Source organism: Thiohalocapsa sp. ML1, assembly GCF_001469165.1.
Lineage (GTDB): Bacteria > Pseudomonadota > Gammaproteobacteria > Chromatiales > Chromatiaceae > Thiohalocapsa.
This window is the reverse complement of sequence record NZ_JABX01000011.1, coordinates 88655-105324: the sequence shown is the minus strand read 5'-3', so window position 1 is coordinate 105324 and position 16670 is coordinate 88655. Positions and strand designations below refer to the sequence as shown.

Genomic DNA, 16670 nt, shown 5'->3' with positions numbered 1-16670 from the left:
CTCGCGGGGCTCGAAGCTCGACGCGTTACGCGGCGTGCGCGCGGTACACCGGGTAGCGGGCGCAGAGCGCGAGCACCTGCGTCTTGACCTGCTCGATGGTCGCCGCGTCGCCGCGGGCGTCGATGACATCGCACATCCAGCCGGCGAGCGCCCGCGCCTCGTCCAGGCCGAAGCCGCGGGTGGTGATGGCCGGCGTGCCGACGCGGATGCCGCTGGTGACGAAGGGCGACTGCGGGTCGTTCGGCACGGCGTTCTTGTTGACGGTGATGTTGGCGGCACCGAGCCAGGCGTCCACGTCCTTACCCGTCAGGCCCTGCTCAATGAAGCTGACCAGGAATAAATGGTTGTCGGTGCCGCCGGAGACCACGTCGAAGCCGCGCGACAGGAACACCTCGGCCATGGCCTGCGCGTTCAGCACCACCTGGCGCTGATAGTCCTTGAAGCCGGGCTCCAGCGCCTCTTTGAAGGCGACCGCCTTGGCGGCGATGACGTGCATCAGCGGCCCGCCCTGGGTGCCGGGGAACACCAGGGAGTTGAACTTCTTCTCCAGCTCCGGATTGGACTTGGCCAGGATCAGGCCGCCGCGCGGGCCGCGCAGGGTCTTGTGCGTGGTGGTGGTCACGACATCGGCGATGGGCACCGGGCTCGGGTAGACGCCCGCGGCGACTAGGCCTGCGACGTGGGCCATGTCCACCAGCAGGTAGGCACCGACGCCGTCGGCGATGTCGCGGAAGCGCTGCCAGTCCACGACCCGCGAGTAGGCCGAAAAGCCCGCGATGACCATGCGCGGCTTGTGCTCCTGCGCCAGGCGCTCGACCTGCTCGTAGTCGATCTCTCCGGTGTCGGCGTGAATGCCGTACTGCACCGCGTTGTAGAGCTTGCCCGAAAAGTTGGGCTTGGCGCCGTGCGTGAGATGGCCGCCGTGCGCGAGGCTCATGCCGAGCACCGTGTCGCCCGCCTGGCACAGCGCCATGAACACCGCCGCGTTGGCCTGGGAGCCGGAGTGCGGCTGCACGTTGGCGTAGTCGGCGCCGAAGAGCTGCTTCGCGCGCTCGATCGCCAGTTGCTCGGCCACGTCCACGTACTCGCAGCCGCCGTAGTAGCGCTTGGCCGGGTAGCCCTCGGCGTACTTGTTGGTCAGCACCGAGCCTTGCGCCTCCATGACCCGCGGGCTCGCGTAGTTCTCGGAGGCGATGAGCTCGACGTGCTCCTCCTGCCGGCACTCCTCGGCGCGGATGGCCTCGGCGAGCTCGTCGTCATAGCCTGCAATCTGCATATCGGTATCGAACATCGTGCTGCCTCCGTGGGGGCGCTGATTTGAGCTGGATCTTGAGCTGGATCTGGGGCTGTCCGGCTGACCGGCCGCTCCCGCCGATCGGTTGGGCAGCACGGACGGGCGCCAAGGCCCCTTGTGACAGCACCGCGATGATGGGGTTTCGGCAAGCGGTGGTCGCCGGCCCGCGCCGACGAGGCAGAATCGGTGCCCGTGCAAGGCCAGCTCGGCGACGGGCCCGGCGGCAAGTTGGCGGAGAGGGTGGGATTCGAACCCACGGAGGGTTGCCCCTCGCCGGTTTTCAAGACCGGTGCATTCGGCCGCTCTGCCACCTCTCCCGATGCGGCTGCGGCGCAACCGGCGCCGCGGCCCGACCCGCTGCGCGGAGGGCCATTGAAGACGCCGGAGTCGGCCACATGAACGCGATAGATTACCCGAATCGGGTAACCGCTTAACAGCCCCGGTGTCGCGCGCGCCGCCAATGCATGGCGGCTGCCCGCCCGAACAAGGGCTTGCGCGGGGTTGCAAGCGCCGGACAGTCGGGTATGCTTCCATCGTTTGGGGCTGCGTCGCAAGGCGGTGGCCCCGCGCCGCTTCTGAACAGAACTTACGGAGTAGATACAGACCATGGCGAACCAATACTCGATTGCGCGGTCGCCGCAGGCCGTGCTTGAAACCAACAAGGTGTTGAAGAACACCTATCTGCTGCTGGCCGCGACGCTCGCCTTCAGCGCCATGACCGCGATGCTGTCCATGGCACTCGCCATGCCGCCGTGGGTGTACCTGGCGTCGGTGATCGTGTCGATGGTCCTCGGCATCTTCGTGCTGCCGCGCACGGCGCAGTCCGCGTCCGGTGTCGGCGTCATCTTCCTCATCACGGGCCTGCTCGGCTTCGGGCTCGGCTCCATCCTCAGCATGTATCTGGCCCTGCCGAACGGCCCGAGCATCATCGCCACCGCGTTCGGCGGCACGGCGCTGATCTTCCTCGGCCTCTCCGGCTACGCGCTGACCAGCAAGACCGATTTCAGCTTCATGGGCGGCTTCCTGTTCGCCGGCATGATGGTGGTCGTCGTCGCGATGGTCGCGAACATCTTCCTGAACATGCCGGCGCTGGCGCTGGCCGTCTCGGGTGCCATCATCCTGCTGATGAGCGGGTTCATCCTGTTCGACACCAGCCGGATCAAGAACGGCCAAGAGACCAACTACATCATGGCCACCTACGGCATCTACCTCAGCATCTTCAACATCTTCATCAGCCTGTTGCAGATCCTGGGGATCATGGGCGACGAGTAGCGCGCCCCGCGCCTGCCCCGTCAGGCGCACCGAGCCCGGCCCGGTCACCCCGGCGCCGGGCTTTCTTTTGCCGCCGATTCCACGAAACGAGCGAGGAATACAGCCATGGAGCTCTTCCTGAAGATCGCCGCCGCCGGCGTCATGATCATGCTGCTGTTCTACCTGTGGCCGACCTTCAAGCAGTGGCAGGAGCACGGCCCCAAGGCCGAAAAGGGCGACTGGCAGGCGGCGCTGCTGCCGCTCGCCGCCGTCGTCGGCCTGGTGGTTCTGCTGGTGATGCTGGTGCGATAACGCACAGCTAGGCTGCTGCCTGCCGCCAGTGGGGCGCACGGATCGATGCTCGACGCCGCGCCGTCAGCGCCGCTGGAAGAACTCCTCGCCCTCGAAGCTCAGCACCGCGCCGTCGGCGACGACGCGCTCCAGCCGGATGCCCTCGCGGCTCTTCTCCTGCTCCGTCAGCTTGCGCCCGTTGATGTAGACGAAGCGCCGACTTGGGTCCGCGTTGTAGACGTGCACATTCATCGAGATCGGGGGCAACCGACTGCGCAGGTCCAGTGATGGTCCGGCCGGCAACGGCTCTGCGCGCTGCACCGCGGCCTGCGGACGCGGCAACCCCGGCGGCTCCGGCAGGGGCGGCGGCCGCGCGGCGGCGCGCCGGTCAATTCCAGGGTCGCGCTTGCGCACCAGCTCCTTGAAGGCCTCGATCTCGGCGATGAGGTCCTCCGGCACCGGCGTCTGCTCGCTCGCGGCAGGCCCGCCGCGCAACGGCGGCGGCGGGGCCGGCGGCGCGTTGCCGCCGCTGTCCACGGACGCGGACACCCGCTCGCCGTCGCCGAGCAGCGCGCGCCGCAGCTCATCGGCACCGCGCGGCAGCGGCTCGCCCGGGGGCGCCGGCGCCGGCACGACCAGCACCTCGGGCTCGACGCTCAGGCCCGCGGGATCATCGAATGGCATGGGCGCCGCGGGCGGCGCTGCCGCGGTGCCTTGCGGTGCGGGCGCAGAGGGCTGGGGCGCCGACACGGCGGCGGGTGTCGATGATGGTGCGGAGCCGAGAGCATCTGCCGGTGCCGCCGCCGGCGCCGGCGCGGAAACAGGCGGCAGCAACAACTCAGGCAGAGGCTCGGGCGTCGCGGCCGGGTCGGTGAAGCCGGCACGCGGGCGCGGCGGCGCGGACGCGTCGGTTGCAAGCCCGGACGCGTCCGGCCGCGGCGGCTCGCGCAAGCGCTCCGCGGGCGCCGCCGTCGGCGGCGGGAGGCGCACCCCGTCGCCGGCCGTCTCGGGTGTGCCGAGGAGGGTGCGCAGCAGCAGCAGCACGGCGATGCCGAGCGCCAGCAGCGCCAGCAGCAGCGCGAGGTAGGCGCCGAGGTTGCTGCGCGGCGGCTCAATGGGCACATCGCGCCCAAAGCCCTCGATGCGCGGCACTTGCCCAAGCTCACGGTCGCTTTGGGACTTCTTCAGGGCTTCCAGGATGTAGGACACGCGTGAATTCCGCCTGCTGCGCTGCTATTTGGCCTACTGGGCCGCGCGCAACTGCTCGGACTGCGACAGCCGCGGCACGTCGAGATCCGCGAGCGCATTGCTGAGCATGATCAGCGTGCGCGGCCCGGCGATGCCGTCGATGTCCAGCCCGTACTCCCCCTGAAAGCGGCGCACGGCGGCGGCGACGTCGGCGTCCCAGCGCGCGGGGTCCACCGCGAGCTCGCTGCCCGGCAAGAGCGCGAGGCGCCCGCGCAGCCAGGCGATGGCGTCCTCAGGGTCGGTGGCGCCGATGACGCGCCCACCGTAGGGTGGCATGCGCCACAGGAACAGGTACTCGCCGGACCAGCGCTCGTCCAGCACGGCGATGGGGATACGCGCGGCGGCGCCGTCGCGGACCAGCAGCGCGTGCTCGTCGTCGATGCCGCCGATGACGACGAAGCCGGTCTTGTCGCCCGGCAGCCGCAGCTTCAGTGCCGCGGGCCGGTCAAACAGGCGCAGGTCCGACCAGCGCCCTTCGCTGCGCTCGCAGGCGAGCGCAAAGGCGGGCACCGCCGCGCAGTCGAGCTGGCGCACGCCGGGGGCGGTCTCCACCTGCCACAGCCGCAACAGCTCGTCCACGACGGCGTTTTCGGCCACCAAGGCGTCACCGAGCCGCTCGGCGTCCAGCGTCGGCACCGCGGGGGCGATCCGCGTGGTGGCGATGCGCGCTATCTGGGGCGCCTGGAGCTCGGCGTCGGCGGCGCTGTCCGCTAGCGCGGCGGGGGTCTTGGTCTGTTCGGCATCCGGGTCCGCAGCCGCGCTCTCGTCGCCGACCGACAGCGGCAGCGCCCCCACGTCCGGCGCCAGCTCACCGGCAACGGCGCCCGCGTCCGCGATCATGTCCGTCACGGCGATGGCGTCGGCGGGCACGGCAGGTGTATTATCCGACGCATCTGCATCCGACGCATCGGTATCCGCGCGCTCGTCTACGACCACCATGGCCGAGAGCGGCGTGTCCTCCGCGGCGGCGAGGGCGACGGCGTCCGGCTCTGTCAGGTCGGCCGGCGCGGGCGACGGCTCGGTTGCAGTGCCCACGACGCGACCGACCCACGCCGGCGGCAGCCGCTCGGCGAGCTGCGCCGGCAAGGCCCGCGTGAGGTCGCCACGGCCGATCCAAATCCCGAGCGCCAGCGCCGCGAGCACGGCCGCGGCCATGCCGACGGCGCCGGCGGCGCCCGGGCGGCGGCGCAGCGTCGCGTCGCGCCGGTCGATGACCTCGCGGGCGGCGGCATCGACGATGCCCGGCGTCACCTGCATGCGCCGCGACACGGCGGCGCCGAGCAGCGCCCGGTCGCAGAGCAGGTTGATCAGCCGCGGCACACCGCGGCTGTGCCGGTGCACGCGCTTGAGCGCCCCCTGCGTGAACAGCGGCCGCTCGACGCCGGCGACGGCGATGCGGTGGTCCACGTAGGCGGCCGTCTCCCGCGCCGTGAGCGGCTGCAGGTGATAGCGGGCGGTGATGCGCTGGTTCAACTGGCGCAGGTCCGTGCTCGCGAGCAGCGCGCGCAGCTCCGGCTGGCCGATGAGGAAGATCTGCAGGAGCTTGTGCTTTGCGGTTTCCAGATTGGTCAGCAGCCGGATCTGCTCCAGCACCTTCGGGCGCAGGTTCTGCGCCTCGTCGATGATCAGCACCGGGCGTCGCCCGCGGGCGTGCGCGTCGAGCAGGAAGCCGTTCAACTGGTCCAGCATGGACTTCACGGACGGCGCGCCCGGCGGCAGCTCCACCCCGAACTCATCGCAAATGGCGTGCAGCAGCTCGGCCGCCGTCATCGCCGGATTCAGCACCAGGGCGATGTCCACGCCATCCGGCAACTGCTCCAGGAAGGCGCGGCAGACGGTGGTCTTGCCGGTGCCGACCTCGCCGGTCAGCAGCACGAAGCCGCCGCCGTCGCCGGCACCATAGAGCAGGTGCGCCAGCGCCTCGCGGTGCTGGCCGCTGAGGAACAGGTACTGCGGGTCCGGCGTGATGGAGAAACTGGGCTCTTTGAGGCCGAAGTATTTCGGGTACACCTTGCCCTCGTCGTCGTTGCCCCGGGCCGTTGCTCAAGGGAACCCGCACCAGCGGCCGGATTGCGGCACTGTCTGCGCAGGGCGGAGGGCCGAGGGGCTCATCCTCGGCCCTCGGCCTTTCGGCCCTGTGCGACAACCGGCCGGCCATCGGGGGCGGGTGGCGCAAGCCGGCTCTCACCGCCCTAGTCGGTCTGCGGCGTTGCCTCGCAAGAATACTGGAAAAACGGACCGGCGGACCGGACACGAACCAGGACCTAACCAGGGCCTGGACCGGTATCGGCATGAATCACCGGCTCTTCATCGATGCGTGATCCCACCGCCTCCAACGCTCACGTCCAGCCGTCGCCTCGTCGGGATGAATCGAAACTGGGATCGCAATCGGGATCGAAATCGCAATCGAAATCCAAATCGAGATCTTCCCTCACCCGGCCAGCAGCCCACCCCAGGCCACGAGCAAGCCGGCCAGATCATCCACGTCCCAATCCGGCCGCGGCAGCCCCGCCGGCCAGTCCGCACCGGGCAAGAAGCGGCCGGTGCGCACCAGCGCCGCGCGCATGCCGACGCGCTTGGCACCCAGGATGTCGGTATCCGGGCGGTCGCCGACCATGACGCAGCCCGCCGCCGGCACGCCGAGCCGCTCCACGGCCATCTCATAGAGAGCGGGCTCGGGCTTGCCGATGACCACGGGGCGCCGGTCGCAGGCGACCGCGAAGGGCGCCACCAGGGCACCGCCGCCCGGCAGTACCCAATGTTCGCCGTTGCGGCTGTCGTCCACGCTGTTGTCGGGGTTGGTCACGACGAGCCTGGCACCGCGCTTGAGGATCAGGTTGATGCCGGTGGTGAGGCTCTCGAAATCGAGCCCCGGCCCCTCCCCCACCACGACGAAGTCCGCGCACTCCGCATCCGGCTCGCCCTGCTCCGCCAGCGCCAGATGCAGCCCCTCGGCACCGACGGCGAAGTAGCGAAAGCCCGGCCGCTCCCGCGCGAGCCAGCGCGCGGTGGCCTCGGCGGAGGTCAGGATATTGGACGCCGGCGGGCGGCCGAGCCCCATGGCATGGAGCCGCGCTGCGACCTCCGCCGGCGGGCGGATCGGGTTGTTGGTGACGAACAGATGCGGGAGGTCCGCGATGCGCTCCAGGAACGCCGCCGCGCCGGGCAGCGGTGTAACGCCGTGGAACAGCACGCCGTCCATGTCGAGCAGCAGGGCGGCGATGGGGCGCTGGGGCAAGGGCAATCTCGCTGGGCTGGGCCGCTAGCGCGGCCGGCGGCTGGGCAGACCGGCAGGCGGCGCTGGTGCCGGCGCTGCGGGGTCGGGAAAAGTCAGTCCAGATCCGCCGCGAGGGCCGCGCGCTGGGCCTCGTCGAGGTCGGCCTCGAAGGTGTACTCCGGATGGTCGATGCCGACGCGGATCGGTGCGCCGGCCTTGACCGCAGCGATGCTCGCGTCGGCCAGTTGGAAGCGCACGAAGTGGACCGACGAGGTCTTCTCGTCGTTCTGGCGCTCCAGGTCCTCGTCAGCGACGGCGTAGACGCGGTCCCCGTTGCCCGCCCGCAGCCAGATCCGGTCTTCAATGCCGATCAGGCGCGCGAGGGCGTCGCGACGCTCGTCGGCGTCCTCGATCTCCACCATGAAGGTGGCCTTCCAGTTGTTGCCGTCCGGGATCAACGGATTGTAGGCGTCGAGCTCCTCCTGGATACCGGCGGCCTCGAAGATGCGCTCGGCCCGCAGCATCTCCTGCACCTGGTACTGCATGGTCAGCCGGTCCTCGAAGTACAGCGTCGCGTGGGCGCCGACGGGCACGCGCCGGTGCTCCTTGTGCGCCATCACCCGGGCGCGGAAGTCTGCACGTCGCTCGGCGTAAAGCTCCAGGCTCATCAGGTCGTCGCGGGTCAGTGCTTGCATCGGGGGTGTCTCCGGGGTTTGGTTCGGGGCCGGGGTCAGAGCCCGTAGGCCATGCGCAGCAGCGTGATGGGGTGCTGCTGCTCGCCGTCGCGCGCCAAGGCATGGGCGATGTGCGCGCCGGCCATCGGGCAGTCGCTACCGAAGTGGTCGGCCGCGGCCTGCTGCACGCGGGTCGCGACGGGGCGGACGATCTTCATGGACGCCGCGTGGAACTCCGCCTTCACGGCATAGGTTCCGTCGTGGCCCGAGCAGCGCTCGATGATCTCCACGGTCGTGTCCGGCACCAGGGCCAGGGCCTCGCGGGTCTTCTGCCCGATGTTCTGCACCCGCTGATGGCAGGAGGCCTGATAGACCACCTTGCCCAGCGGCTTCGCGAACGCGGTGTTCAGCTTGCCGTGCTTGTGCCGCAGCATCAGGTATTCAAAGGGGTCGAACATTGCAGCCTTGACCGCCTGCACGTCCGGGTCGTCCGGATACATGAGCGGCAGCTCCTGCTTGAACATCAGCACGCAGGACGGCACCGGCGCCACGATGTCCCAGCCATCGTCCACCAACGCCTTCAGCACCGGGATGTTGGCCTGCTTCGCCTTGTCCACCGCGGCGAGGTCGCCAAGCTCCAGCTTCGGCATGCCGCAACAGCGCTCCTTGTCGGCCAAGGTCACGGGGATGCCGTTGTGCTCGAACACGGCGATCAGGTCATCGTTGACGCCGGGCTCGTTGTAGTTGCCGTAGCAGGTCGCGAACAGCGCCACCTTGCCCGTCGTGGGGCCGGCGGGCTCGCCGTGGGCGGAGCGGCCGATGAGGTGCTTGTGGCGCTTGCGGAGCGTATCCGAGTGGTACTCCGGCAGCCGCGCGGTCTTGTCCACCTGCAGCACGGTCTCCACCAGCTCGCGGCCGGCGGCGTGCTTGAGCGCGGCGTTGACCAGCCCGCTCACCACCGGGATGCCCGCCAGCGAGCCCACCAGGTCCGTGCTGGTCAGCAGCTTGTCGCGCAGCTTGACCTCGCCCTTTTTGTACTTGACGGCCTTCGCGCGCAGCATCAGGTGCGGGAAGTCCAGGTTCCACTCGTGCGGCGGCACGTAGGGACACTTGGTCATGTAGCAGAGGTCGCACAGGTAGCAGTGATCGACCACCTTGACGTAATCCGCCTTGGCGACGCCGTCAACCTCCAGAGACTCGGAGTTGTCCACCAGATCGAACAGGGTCGGAAAGGCCTGACACAGGCTCACGCAGCGCCGGCAGCCGTGGCAGATGTCGAACACCCGCTCCAGCTCTTGGTTCAGCGCGCCCTCGTCGTAGAACTCCGGGCTCTGCCAGTCGATGGGGTGCCGAATCGGCGCCTCGAGGCTGCCCTCGCGCGTGGTTGCCATGGTCCTGATCCTCGGTCATTAACGTGGCCTGTCGGAGCGCCGCGGACGCCATGGCCGCGCGCTGGCATCGCAACCTCCGAAGCTTAGTCCACAGGCAGGCAGCGGCGCCAATGGTCCGGATGGATCGGCGCGATCGTTCGGGGGCATCGCCACGCGGGGGCGTTGGAGCAAGCACAAGACCGAACCGCCGACGGTCCCGCTCGGTTACGCCGGACTCGCCGGACCAACGCGACTTGCCCGTGCAGCGCGGCCACACGAGCACACGAGGGCGACGGCCGGCCGGGATCTCACTGAAACAACGGTTCCCCCTGCTCAATCGCCTCCGCCAGCAGGGACGGCTTGATGTTGAGCCCCGATAGCGCGGCTTGCCTGTCGGCGCGCCGCCGCGGCGCGGGCTCCGGGCCGCGTGCATGCTATGCTCATCCAACACCGAGCCGGCACCGCGACGCGCCCGGAGATCACGATGTCCGACCACACCCTCGTCCCCGCCTCGACCGCCCGGCCGCCGCCACGGCGCGCGCGTGCACCGGTGTCGGAACCGCCCTGCGAGGCCGGCCGCCGCGTCTCGGAGGAGGTCTACTGGCGCGACTACTACGGCCAGTCGGACATCTGCTACGAATGGAACAACGGCGTGCTGGAGGTGAAGCCGGTGTCGAATCAGGAGACCTTTCTGATCTACGCCTGGCTGTTGTCGCTGCTGCGGACCTTCCTGGCCAGTCGTCCCATCGCCGATCTCACCGGGCTGGACATGGGCTTTCGTCTGCCATTGCCCGCGGGCACCGTGATCCGCCGGCCCGACATGGCCGTGGTGTGCCACGCCAATCCCCAACCACTGCGACTCGAAGACAATTCCTACCGCGGCGTCTACGACCTTTGCATCGAGGCCTTGTCGGATCGCAAGCAGGCCGATATCGACCGCGACGCCAAGCAGAAGAAGGGCGAGTACGCCGCCGGCGGCGTGCCCGAGTACTACATCCTGCATGCGGACCCGGGGCTGCGGGCCTTCTACAGTCGCGATGCCGCGTCCGGGCTCTACCAGCCGCTGCCGGAGGTGGACGGCGTGATCGCCTCCGCGGTGCTGCCGGGCTTTCGCTTCCGCGTGGCTGATCTGCTGCGCCGGCCGGGGGATGCCGCGCTCATCGGTGACCCCGTCTATGCCGAGTTCGCGTTCCCCGGGTGGCAGCGGGAGCGGGCGCGCGCCGAGGCCGAGGCCCGGCAGGCGGAAGTCGAGCGCCAACGCGCGCAGGCCTTGGCAGCTCGGCTGCGGGCGCTCGGCGTGGACCCCGAGAAGGACTGATTCGCCTTGAGCAGGAGGGCATCGGGGTTTGAGCACAGCGGCAAGACGTCGGCGAGCTAGATGCCGTGCCGGGTCGTGCTCATCGCTAGCGCTAGCGCTATCGCTATCGAAATCGAACCGAGTGGCGACCGGTCCCAATCCCAATCCCGATCCCGATCCCGACGCACCTGGCCAGTCCGCCGCTCCAAACTTGACTCGTCTGCAAGCGTTTAGCGACGTCAAGCAATCCAGCGAGGCAGAACCTCAGACCGACCAGGGCACGGCGCTTAATCTTTCGCCGGCCGCTCGTTGCCGCAAACAAAAGGGCCGACGTCCAAGGGCCGAGGAGGGCTACCTCGGCACTTGACCCTCAGCGCTTGGCCCTCAGCGCTTGGCCCTCGGCGCTTGGCCCTTTCGCCTCAAGCGCCTTGTCGCCGCCGACCTACCCGTCGCCGGTGCCCTCGCGGCGCTCGGAACCGAGGTTCGAGACGACCTAGGCATCCCAGGAGAGCGCCATGCTCGATCCGTGGTCGCACCCGCCCGCGCCCGTAGGTCGGCTCGGGCGCGAATTCCGGGGACAGTTTACTTAATTCAGACGTGACACCGGCCAGAATCGTGAGTTCCGGGAACAGGTTACTCAACTCCAGAACCAAGGAACGCATAGAGAATGCCTAACTTTCGGCCAAGAAGCGAGCGCGCCCCACGGGCCTTGTGCTGATTTGCGGGGTCACCGCTGGCGTGCGCTGCCCTGGCCTGAACGTTGGGCGCACAAACACTTATCTGCAACTATGCCAGCAATCAGCAGGTTCCTTGGAATCATCATCGCCATGTACTGGAATGATCTCTCACCGCGCCACTTTCATGCGAAGTATGGAGAGTGTGAGATCACAGGTGAGGTATGACGGGGGTCGTGCAGAGGAAGCTTCCAAAGCGAGCGCTCCGGCATGTATCGGAGCGGCATGATCTTCACGGAGAAGATCTGCTGGAAGATTGGGAGCTTTATCGAGGTCGCAACGAACCCAAGCGAATCGAGCCCTTGGGGTCCACTAAATGGAGCACAGCGGCAAGACGTCGATGAAGTGATGCCGTGCCGCGCGATGTTGCCTTGCCGCTTCTGCTCATCCCACTCGAACACGCGAATTCCGTCCGATGGTAACTACTGGTAACTACAGTCGTAGTGACTTCAGGATGCGCGGTCAAGGCCGCACGGGGCTCCGGCGGCCAGCTAAGGTAGCGAGCTCCGGGGACAGTTGACTTGGGAGCTCGAAGCTCCGGGGCAGGTTACTGATTTTCCGGAGTTGAGGGGCGCGCCGCCGCTCCGCGCACGGCGCGGCTAGAGGATACTCGTGGTACTCGCCCCGGTACTTGCCCTGTCTTCCGCGTCCTGATTTCCGCGCCAAAGCTTCCATCGTTGCCGCTTACGATGCGGTTGCAGCACATCCCCGCTCAGCAGAAGGGCGCACCGCACACGGAAGCGACGTCTTGACCAGCGGCGGGTGCCCCGGGATCTGGAGCGCGGCCATTCGTTGCCTTACGGATCAGCGAAGAACGCCAACCGCCGCCGGCATGGACGCCTTTCTGGAAAAAAGGTGTCCGCGCATGTCGTAGTCCTCGTCGATGCGTCTCGGGTTGAGCCGCGTCATCCCGCCCTCGTCGGTGAGATGGAAGCTGCGGATCTGGTCGTTGCCCGGGTTCTCGAACCGCAGGTGCAACACCCGATCGGCCTGTTCGTCCTTGGCGCTGCTGCATTAGGCGGCTTCCAGGCGATCCGCGACATCGTCGGCGCCTCCTGTCTTGTCCGACACCCGCTGGCCTTTGTTCCAACGCAAGGTCGTAATGACGCTCGGGTTGACGTGAAAGTGCGTCGCCGCGGCCTCGATGTCGTCCTCGGTGGGTTGGTCGGTGGCCAGAAACCCACGTAGGTCCTCATACGGGCAAAGCAGGCTCTGAGCGAAGGCGCGCTGGAATTTCTGCCTGTCGGTCGCCGTATCCGCGAGGGGACCAAGGGTGTCCGACGGCGACCAAAGTGCATCCCCCAGCGCGCGGCAGAGCTCGAATCGACGGGCCTGCGGCGAACGGGTCCGAAGCGATACACGCTGGCGCGCGACGCTGCCGCTGGCGTGGACGCGCAGGCCATAGGGCCGCTCATCGCGGCGCGGCGTATTCCGGAAGCTGTACCGGCTCGTCCCGAGGATCTCGCCGAGGTCTGTCGGCTTGATGGGGCCAGGTGCAACACCGAACGCGGCGCGGACCCCGGCCGCGGCGGCCTCCGCCGCCATCCAGGGGGGGTCGGAGCCCAATGGTCGCGCCGGCGAGACGGCGGCGAGCACACCTGAGAAGTCGCAGGCGTGTCCCGTTCTCTTCGCCCGCGCGATTGCGTCCACCAGCAGTGACGGCGCCTCGGCCCCGGGCGTCGCGGCGACGGCCTCCTCGACGCCCGCTAGTCCGCACTCGGCGGCAAGCTCGCCGACGGCTTCGACCACTTCGTCTGGACCTGCGTCCGGGTCGTAGCCCAAGCGCGCCTCCAGGCGGCGCCAGAGCGCGACCTCCGGGTCGCACCGCTCCTGTCGCAGGGCTGTGATCAGGGCACGTAGCGCGACGCGATCGGAGCCGAAGCCGCTGTGCTCATCGGCGACGCGGTCCAGAAATCGGTCGACCTCGCCCTCGAAGCCGGACGCCTCCACATAGACAAGCGCGTCGGTCAGATAGCGCACCGGTCCGACGACGCCGACCGGGTCGGCGCGACCGAGCAGTCCCACCCGATCGGCATCGCCCCAGATGGAGATACGTGGCCAGGCAAAACCGCCCCCCACGGATGTCAGCTCATGCGCCAAGCGCCAGTCCGCGGGCTGCCTGCCTTGCGGGATCGTCTCCCAGCGGAGCCGCCACCAGTGATCGCAGAGCCAGAAGGCCAGAGCGTCCGGTGCAGCAATCAGCGCCTCATCGAGCCGGCTGCCCGGTTGCCGCAGCAGGCGCGTGAGAACGATGTCGCCTACCGCAAGTCGGATCCGACCGGGCTCCTCCGGCGAGCACGCCTCAGGCGGGGCGACTGTAAGCGAGAGCGTATTCATGTTCTGAACCCATAGAGCTGCTGACATAGTGTCGCCGCCTGCTGATCCGCAGCGCCACCGTGCGCTGCTGCCCAAGCAACAAAACGTTGGTACACCTTTTCGGCGATGGCCTCGGTTTGGCGCACGGGATAGCCGTGATACTCCGACTGTTCGCTGTTCGTGATGCGAGCCTCGAAAATCCAACCGTCGTCGCCGACCGTCCAAAGCATGCGGGCACCGGGGCCGATCAGGCCTGCGGAGATGCCGCGCGTGAGCAGTCGCGGGATCGATGGCGCGGCATCCGGCAGGAAGCCGGCATGGTCATCGCACAAGGTCGCGTCGCCTTTCGGCTCCGGCTCCAGGCCGAAGGCCGCGGGGCTGCCCTTGTGCTTCCCGCGGCCACGATAGCGTGCATGCCCGAGCAGCCATTGGATGCGTGCGGGGTCGGGGGCTGAGTCCAGTCGCCGATGATCGTTGTCGGACTGTCGCGGTGGCAAGGTGGTGCGTGAGCGCGGCTTCTTCATGGCGGGGCTTGCATGCCGGGGAGCCTGCCGTTGCCCCCAAGTGTCGATGGCAGTCGGGCAGGCGCGGCAACGCCCGGCTCAGTCCGGCCAGTGTAGCGCGCCGATGAATGTCCGAGGCGCTGACAGTGGTTTTGCGACGCGGCGAACGTCGCAATCTGTCGCGCGGCATCGGCGATGCTGATCCAGCCTGACACAAGGGTCGGGCGACGAACGGGGGTTGCATCGCACCCGGCGCAAGCGCAAGGTCCCCACGTGTACATCAACACGCGGGTGGCCACGCACACCCCGGGGAGCCCCGCCCATGACAGATCGCGTCTTTTCCGCGCGCCGCCACAACGCCTGCGTCGGGCTGTTGCTGTTGGCGTCGCTGCTGCGCACCCAATCCGCGGCGGGCGACGACGCTGCCCTGCAGGCGGGCGAGTCCGCGCGCGGAGCACCGCCGGATGCCGAGCGGCGGGTCGGCATCGCAAAGCCGGCGCTAGCCTTGGCGGACGTCTATGCGCCGGGCGTCGGGCTCGGCGGCTATCTCATGAGCGAGAAGCTCGACGGCGTGCGGGCCTACTGGGACGGCTCGCGGCTCATCACCCGCGGCGGGCATCTGATTCGGGCGCCGGATTGGTTCACGGCGGGCCTGCCGCCGGTGCCGCTGGACGGCGAGCTGTGGCTCGGCCGCGGGCGCTTTGCGGAGGCCTCCGGCGCGGCCCGGCGCCTTGAGCCCGACCCCGAGACCTGGCGCGACATGCGCTACATGCTGTTCGATCTGCCGGGCGGCGCGGGGGACTTCCGGGCCAGGCTTGCGGTGCTGGAACGGCTCGTCGCCGCGGCCGGCAACGCGCATGTGGTGCTGCTGGAGCAGGTGCCCGTCAGCGACGACGCCGCATTGCAGGCGCGGCTCGCGGAGGTGACGGCGGCCGGCGGCGAGGGCCTGATGCTGCGGCGCATCGACGCGCCGTATCGGCCGGGGCGCAGCGACGATCTGCTGAAGGTGAAGGCTTTCCAGGAGGGCGACGCGCGGGTGGTCGGGCACCTGCCCGGCCGCGGCAAGCACGCGGGCCGGCTCGGCGCGCTGCTGGTGGAGCTGCCGGACGGCAGGCGCTTTCGCATCGGCACGGGCTTTACCGACGCCGAGCGCGAGGCGCCGCCACCTGTCGGCAGCCGCGTGAGCTTCAAGCACCACGGGCTGACCCGGCACGGGCTGCCGCGCTTCGCGAGCTTTCTGCACGTCAACGACGACTTCTGAACGGCGCCGCGGCTGCCCGCGCGATGCTCAGTCCGCGGCCAGCGCCGCGTCCAGCGCGTAGCGCAGCGCCGGGGCCAGCGCCGGGTCCTGCGCAAGGTGCCCGGCGCCGGGCACGAGGTTGAGCGTCGCGTTCGGCAGCAGCCCCGCGAGCAGCCGGGCGCCCTCCGGCCGGCACACCGGGTCAGCGCCGCCGTGCACCAGCGTCACCGGCAGCTCGGACAAGGCCTCAATGCCGTCGAGACAGCCGCGCGGGCCGAGGAAAAAGCCCGCGCGGCAGTAATGCACGTGGATACGGTTGCGCCCGATGCGCCGCTCGCGCTGAGCTCGGCCCGCGGGCGTGTCGGGCGGCACCTCGCGCGGCGCCATGCCCATGACCGCCGCCTCCCACGCCGTCCAGGCCTGTGCGGCGGCGAAGGCGATGTGCGGGTCCGCCTCGGCGAGGCGCACGTGCAGTGCGTCAAGCAGCCCCGCGAGCCCCGCACCCGGCGGGAGCCCGAGCGCGCCGTGCAGCTCGGCATAGGCTTGCGGCAGTTGCCGGGCGATGCCGCCCGTACCGGCGAACCATTCCAGGTCCTCGGCTCTGGCCAGAAACACCCCGCGCAGCACGAGCGCCTGCACCCGGGCGGGATGGCGCTTGGCGTACTCGATGGCGAGCGTTGCACCCCAGGAGCCGCCGTGGACGAGCCAGCGCGTGACCCCAAGTGCTCGCGCAGCCGCTCCAGGTCCGCCACCAGCGCCGCGCTGTCGTTGGCGTGCAGGGCGCCGCCGGGCGTGGAGTCGCCGGCGCCGCGCTGGTCCGGCAGGATCAGCCGCCAGCGGGTCGGATGAAAGAGCCGCACCTGCCACGGGTCGCAGCCGGAGCCCGGGCCGCCGTGCAGGAACAGCGCAGGGGCCGCGTCCGGCGGGCCGAATTCAGCGACGAAGAGCCTGTGCCCGTCGCCGACATCGAGCCCGTCGATGCGATCGGGCGCGCGGCCCGGGTACAGGGCTGAATCCGGACCCACGCGCACCCGTCAGTCCCGCCGCTGAGCCAGGCCGTGCTTGCGCATCTTGCGGTGCAGGGCGTCGAGACGCATGTCCAATGGAGCTTCGCCTGAGACCGACAAGTCGTGCTAATCGCTATCGAAATCGCTATCGAAATCGAACCAAGTGGCAACCGATCCCAACCCCAATCCCGACGCACCTGGCCAGTCCGACGCCCCGTCGAAACTGCC

Annotated in this window: 14 protein-coding genes, 1 tRNA gene and 1 pseudogene; 5 read left to right on the top strand and 11 right to left on the bottom strand. The window is 69.3% G+C overall.

Going from position 1 to position 16670, the window contains the following annotated elements; genetic code table 11:
* Positions 1 to 25: 25 nt before the first annotated feature.
* Entirely contained in the window at positions 26 to 1291 is a 1266-nt protein-coding gene (gene glyA / locus ML01_RS09250; RefSeq protein WP_058555108.1) for a serine hydroxymethyltransferase, read from the bottom strand.
* Positions 1292 to 1523: 232 nt separating this feature from the next.
* A tRNA-Ser gene (locus ML01_RS09245) sits at positions 1524 to 1611 on the bottom strand.
* Positions 1612 to 1900: 289 nt separating this feature from the next.
* Here ML01_RS09245 and ML01_RS09240 point away from each other — a divergent pair.
* Both ML01_RS09240 and ML01_RS09235 read left to right on the top strand, forming a co-directional pair.
* Positions 1901 to 2566: a Bax inhibitor-1/YccA family protein gene (locus ML01_RS09240; RefSeq protein WP_058555107.1), complete on the top strand. Its 666-nt coding sequence runs from the start codon at positions 1901 to 1903 to the stop codon at positions 2564 to 2566.
* Between the two features lie 105 nt (positions 2567 to 2671).
* Positions 2672 to 2857: a hypothetical protein gene (locus tag ML01_RS09235; protein WP_058555106.1), complete on the top strand. Its 186-nt coding sequence runs from the start codon at positions 2672 to 2674 to the stop codon at positions 2855 to 2857.
* A 63-nt stretch (positions 2858 to 2920) separates the two neighbouring features.
* Here the strand turns inward: ML01_RS09235 and ML01_RS09230 are convergent, their stop codons facing one another.
* The 5 genes from ML01_RS09230 to ML01_RS09210 form a co-directional block, all read right to left on the bottom strand.
* Complete coding sequence (locus ML01_RS09230; protein ID WP_058555105.1) at positions 2921 to 4045, bottom strand: general secretion pathway protein GspB; 1125 nt, start codon at positions 4043 to 4045, stop codon at positions 2921 to 2923.
* A 33-nt stretch (positions 4046 to 4078) separates the two neighbouring features.
* Positions 4079 to 6094 carry an ExeA family protein gene (locus tag ML01_RS09225; RefSeq protein WP_058555104.1) on the bottom strand — a complete coding sequence of 672 codons (2016 nt, stop codon included), beginning with the start codon at positions 6092 to 6094 and terminating at the stop codon, positions 4079 to 4081.
* Between the two features lie 421 nt (positions 6095 to 6515).
* Positions 6516 to 7322 carry an HAD-IIA family hydrolase gene (locus ML01_RS09220; protein ID WP_082674109.1) on the bottom strand — a complete coding sequence of 269 codons (807 nt, stop codon included), beginning with the start codon at positions 7320 to 7322 and terminating at the stop codon, positions 6516 to 6518.
* A 92-nt stretch (positions 7323 to 7414) separates the two neighbouring features.
* Positions 7415 to 7996, bottom strand: coding sequence for a DUF3501 family protein (locus ML01_RS09215; RefSeq protein WP_058555103.1), 582 nt, complete (start codon positions 7994 to 7996; stop codon positions 7415 to 7417).
* Between the two features lie 35 nt (positions 7997 to 8031).
* Positions 8032 to 9366, bottom strand: coding sequence for a (Fe-S)-binding protein (locus tag ML01_RS09210; RefSeq protein ID WP_058555102.1), 1335 nt, complete (start codon positions 9364 to 9366; stop codon positions 8032 to 8034).
* Between the two features lie 463 nt (positions 9367 to 9829).
* Here ML01_RS09210 and ML01_RS09205 point away from each other — a divergent pair, with 463 nt between their 5' ends.
* Together ML01_RS09205 and ML01_RS30510 are read left to right on the top strand one after the other, a co-directional pair.
* Positions 9830 to 10663: a Uma2 family endonuclease gene (locus ML01_RS09205; protein ID WP_082674108.1), complete on the top strand. Its 834-nt coding sequence runs from the start codon at positions 9830 to 9832 to the stop codon at positions 10661 to 10663.
* A 767-nt stretch (positions 10664 to 11430) separates the two neighbouring features.
* The gene (locus ML01_RS30510; protein ID WP_371258199.1) at positions 11431 to 11544 is read left to right on the top strand and encodes a DUF4160 domain-containing protein; all 114 of its coding nucleotides are present in this window, start codon (positions 11431 to 11433) and stop codon (positions 11542 to 11544) included.
* 636 nt (positions 11545 to 12180) lie between these two features.
* Here the strand turns inward: ML01_RS30510 and ML01_RS28525 are convergent.
* Genes ML01_RS28525 through ML01_RS09195 form a run of 3 tightly spaced genes read right to left on the bottom strand, consistent with a single transcriptional unit; the run spans position 12181 to position 14216 of the window.
* A complete protein-coding gene (locus ML01_RS28525) occupies positions 12181 to 12354 on the bottom strand; it encodes a hypothetical protein (protein WP_156427624.1) in 174 nt (57 codons plus the stop codon).
* Between the two features lie 36 nt (positions 12355 to 12390).
* The gene (locus ML01_RS09200; protein WP_058555100.1) at positions 12391 to 13713 is read right to left on the bottom strand and encodes a hypothetical protein; all 1323 of its coding nucleotides are present in this window, start codon (positions 13711 to 13713) and stop codon (positions 12391 to 12393) included.
* Positions 13710 to 14216 (bottom strand): hypothetical protein, encoded by a 507-nt coding sequence (locus ML01_RS09195; RefSeq protein WP_058555099.1) that lies wholly within the window; start codon positions 14214 to 14216, stop codon positions 13710 to 13712. The genes ML01_RS09200 and ML01_RS09195 overlap by 4 nt, the downstream gene beginning before the upstream one ends.
* Positions 14217 to 14517: 301 nt before the next feature.
* Here ML01_RS09195 and ML01_RS09190 point away from each other — a divergent pair, with 301 nt between their 5' ends.
* Positions 14518 to 15456: a DNA ligase gene (locus ML01_RS09190; protein WP_082674095.1), complete on the top strand. Its 939-nt coding sequence runs from the start codon at positions 14518 to 14520 to the stop codon at positions 15454 to 15456.
* A 27-nt stretch (positions 15457 to 15483) separates the two neighbouring features.
* Here the strand turns inward: ML01_RS09190 and ML01_RS09185 are convergent.
* Positions 15484 to 16295 (bottom strand): annotated as a pseudogene (locus ML01_RS09185) (alpha/beta fold hydrolase).
* Positions 16296 to 16670: the final 375 nt, after the last annotated feature.

Bases quoted from the DNA above. Each gene is read 5' to 3' on its own strand.
- glyA (WP_058555108.1), bottom strand. From the start codon at position 1,291: ATGTTCGATACCGATATGCAGATTGCAGGCTATGACGACGAGCTCGCC.
- ML01_RS09190 (WP_082674095.1), top strand. From the start codon at position 14,518: ATGACAGATCGCGTCTTTTCCGCGCGCCGCCACAACGCCTGCGTCGGG.
- ML01_RS09210 (WP_058555102.1), bottom strand. From the start codon at position 9,366: ATGGCAACCACGCGCGAGGGCAGCCTCGAGGCGCCGATTCGGCACCCC.
- ML01_RS30510 (WP_371258199.1), top strand. From the start codon at position 11,431: ATGCCAGCAATCAGCAGGTTCCTTGGAATCATCATCGCCATGTACTGG.
- ML01_RS09200 (WP_058555100.1), bottom strand. From the start codon at position 13,713: ATGAATACGCTCTCGCTTACAGTCGCCCCGCCTGAGGCGTGCTCGCCG.
- ML01_RS09235 (WP_058555106.1), top strand. From the start codon at position 2,672: ATGGAGCTCTTCCTGAAGATCGCCGCCGCCGGCGTCATGATCATGCTG.
- ML01_RS09195 (WP_058555099.1), bottom strand. From the start codon at position 14,216: ATGAAGAAGCCGCGCTCACGCACCACCTTGCCACCGCGACAGTCCGAC.
- ML01_RS09240 (WP_058555107.1), top strand. From the start codon at position 1,901: ATGGCGAACCAATACTCGATTGCGCGGTCGCCGCAGGCCGTGCTTGAA.
- ML01_RS09215 (WP_058555103.1), bottom strand. From the start codon at position 7,996: ATGCAAGCACTGACCCGCGACGACCTGATGAGCCTGGAGCTTTACGCC.
- ML01_RS09205 (WP_082674108.1), top strand. From the start codon at position 9,830: ATGTCCGACCACACCCTCGTCCCCGCCTCGACCGCCCGGCCGCCGCCA.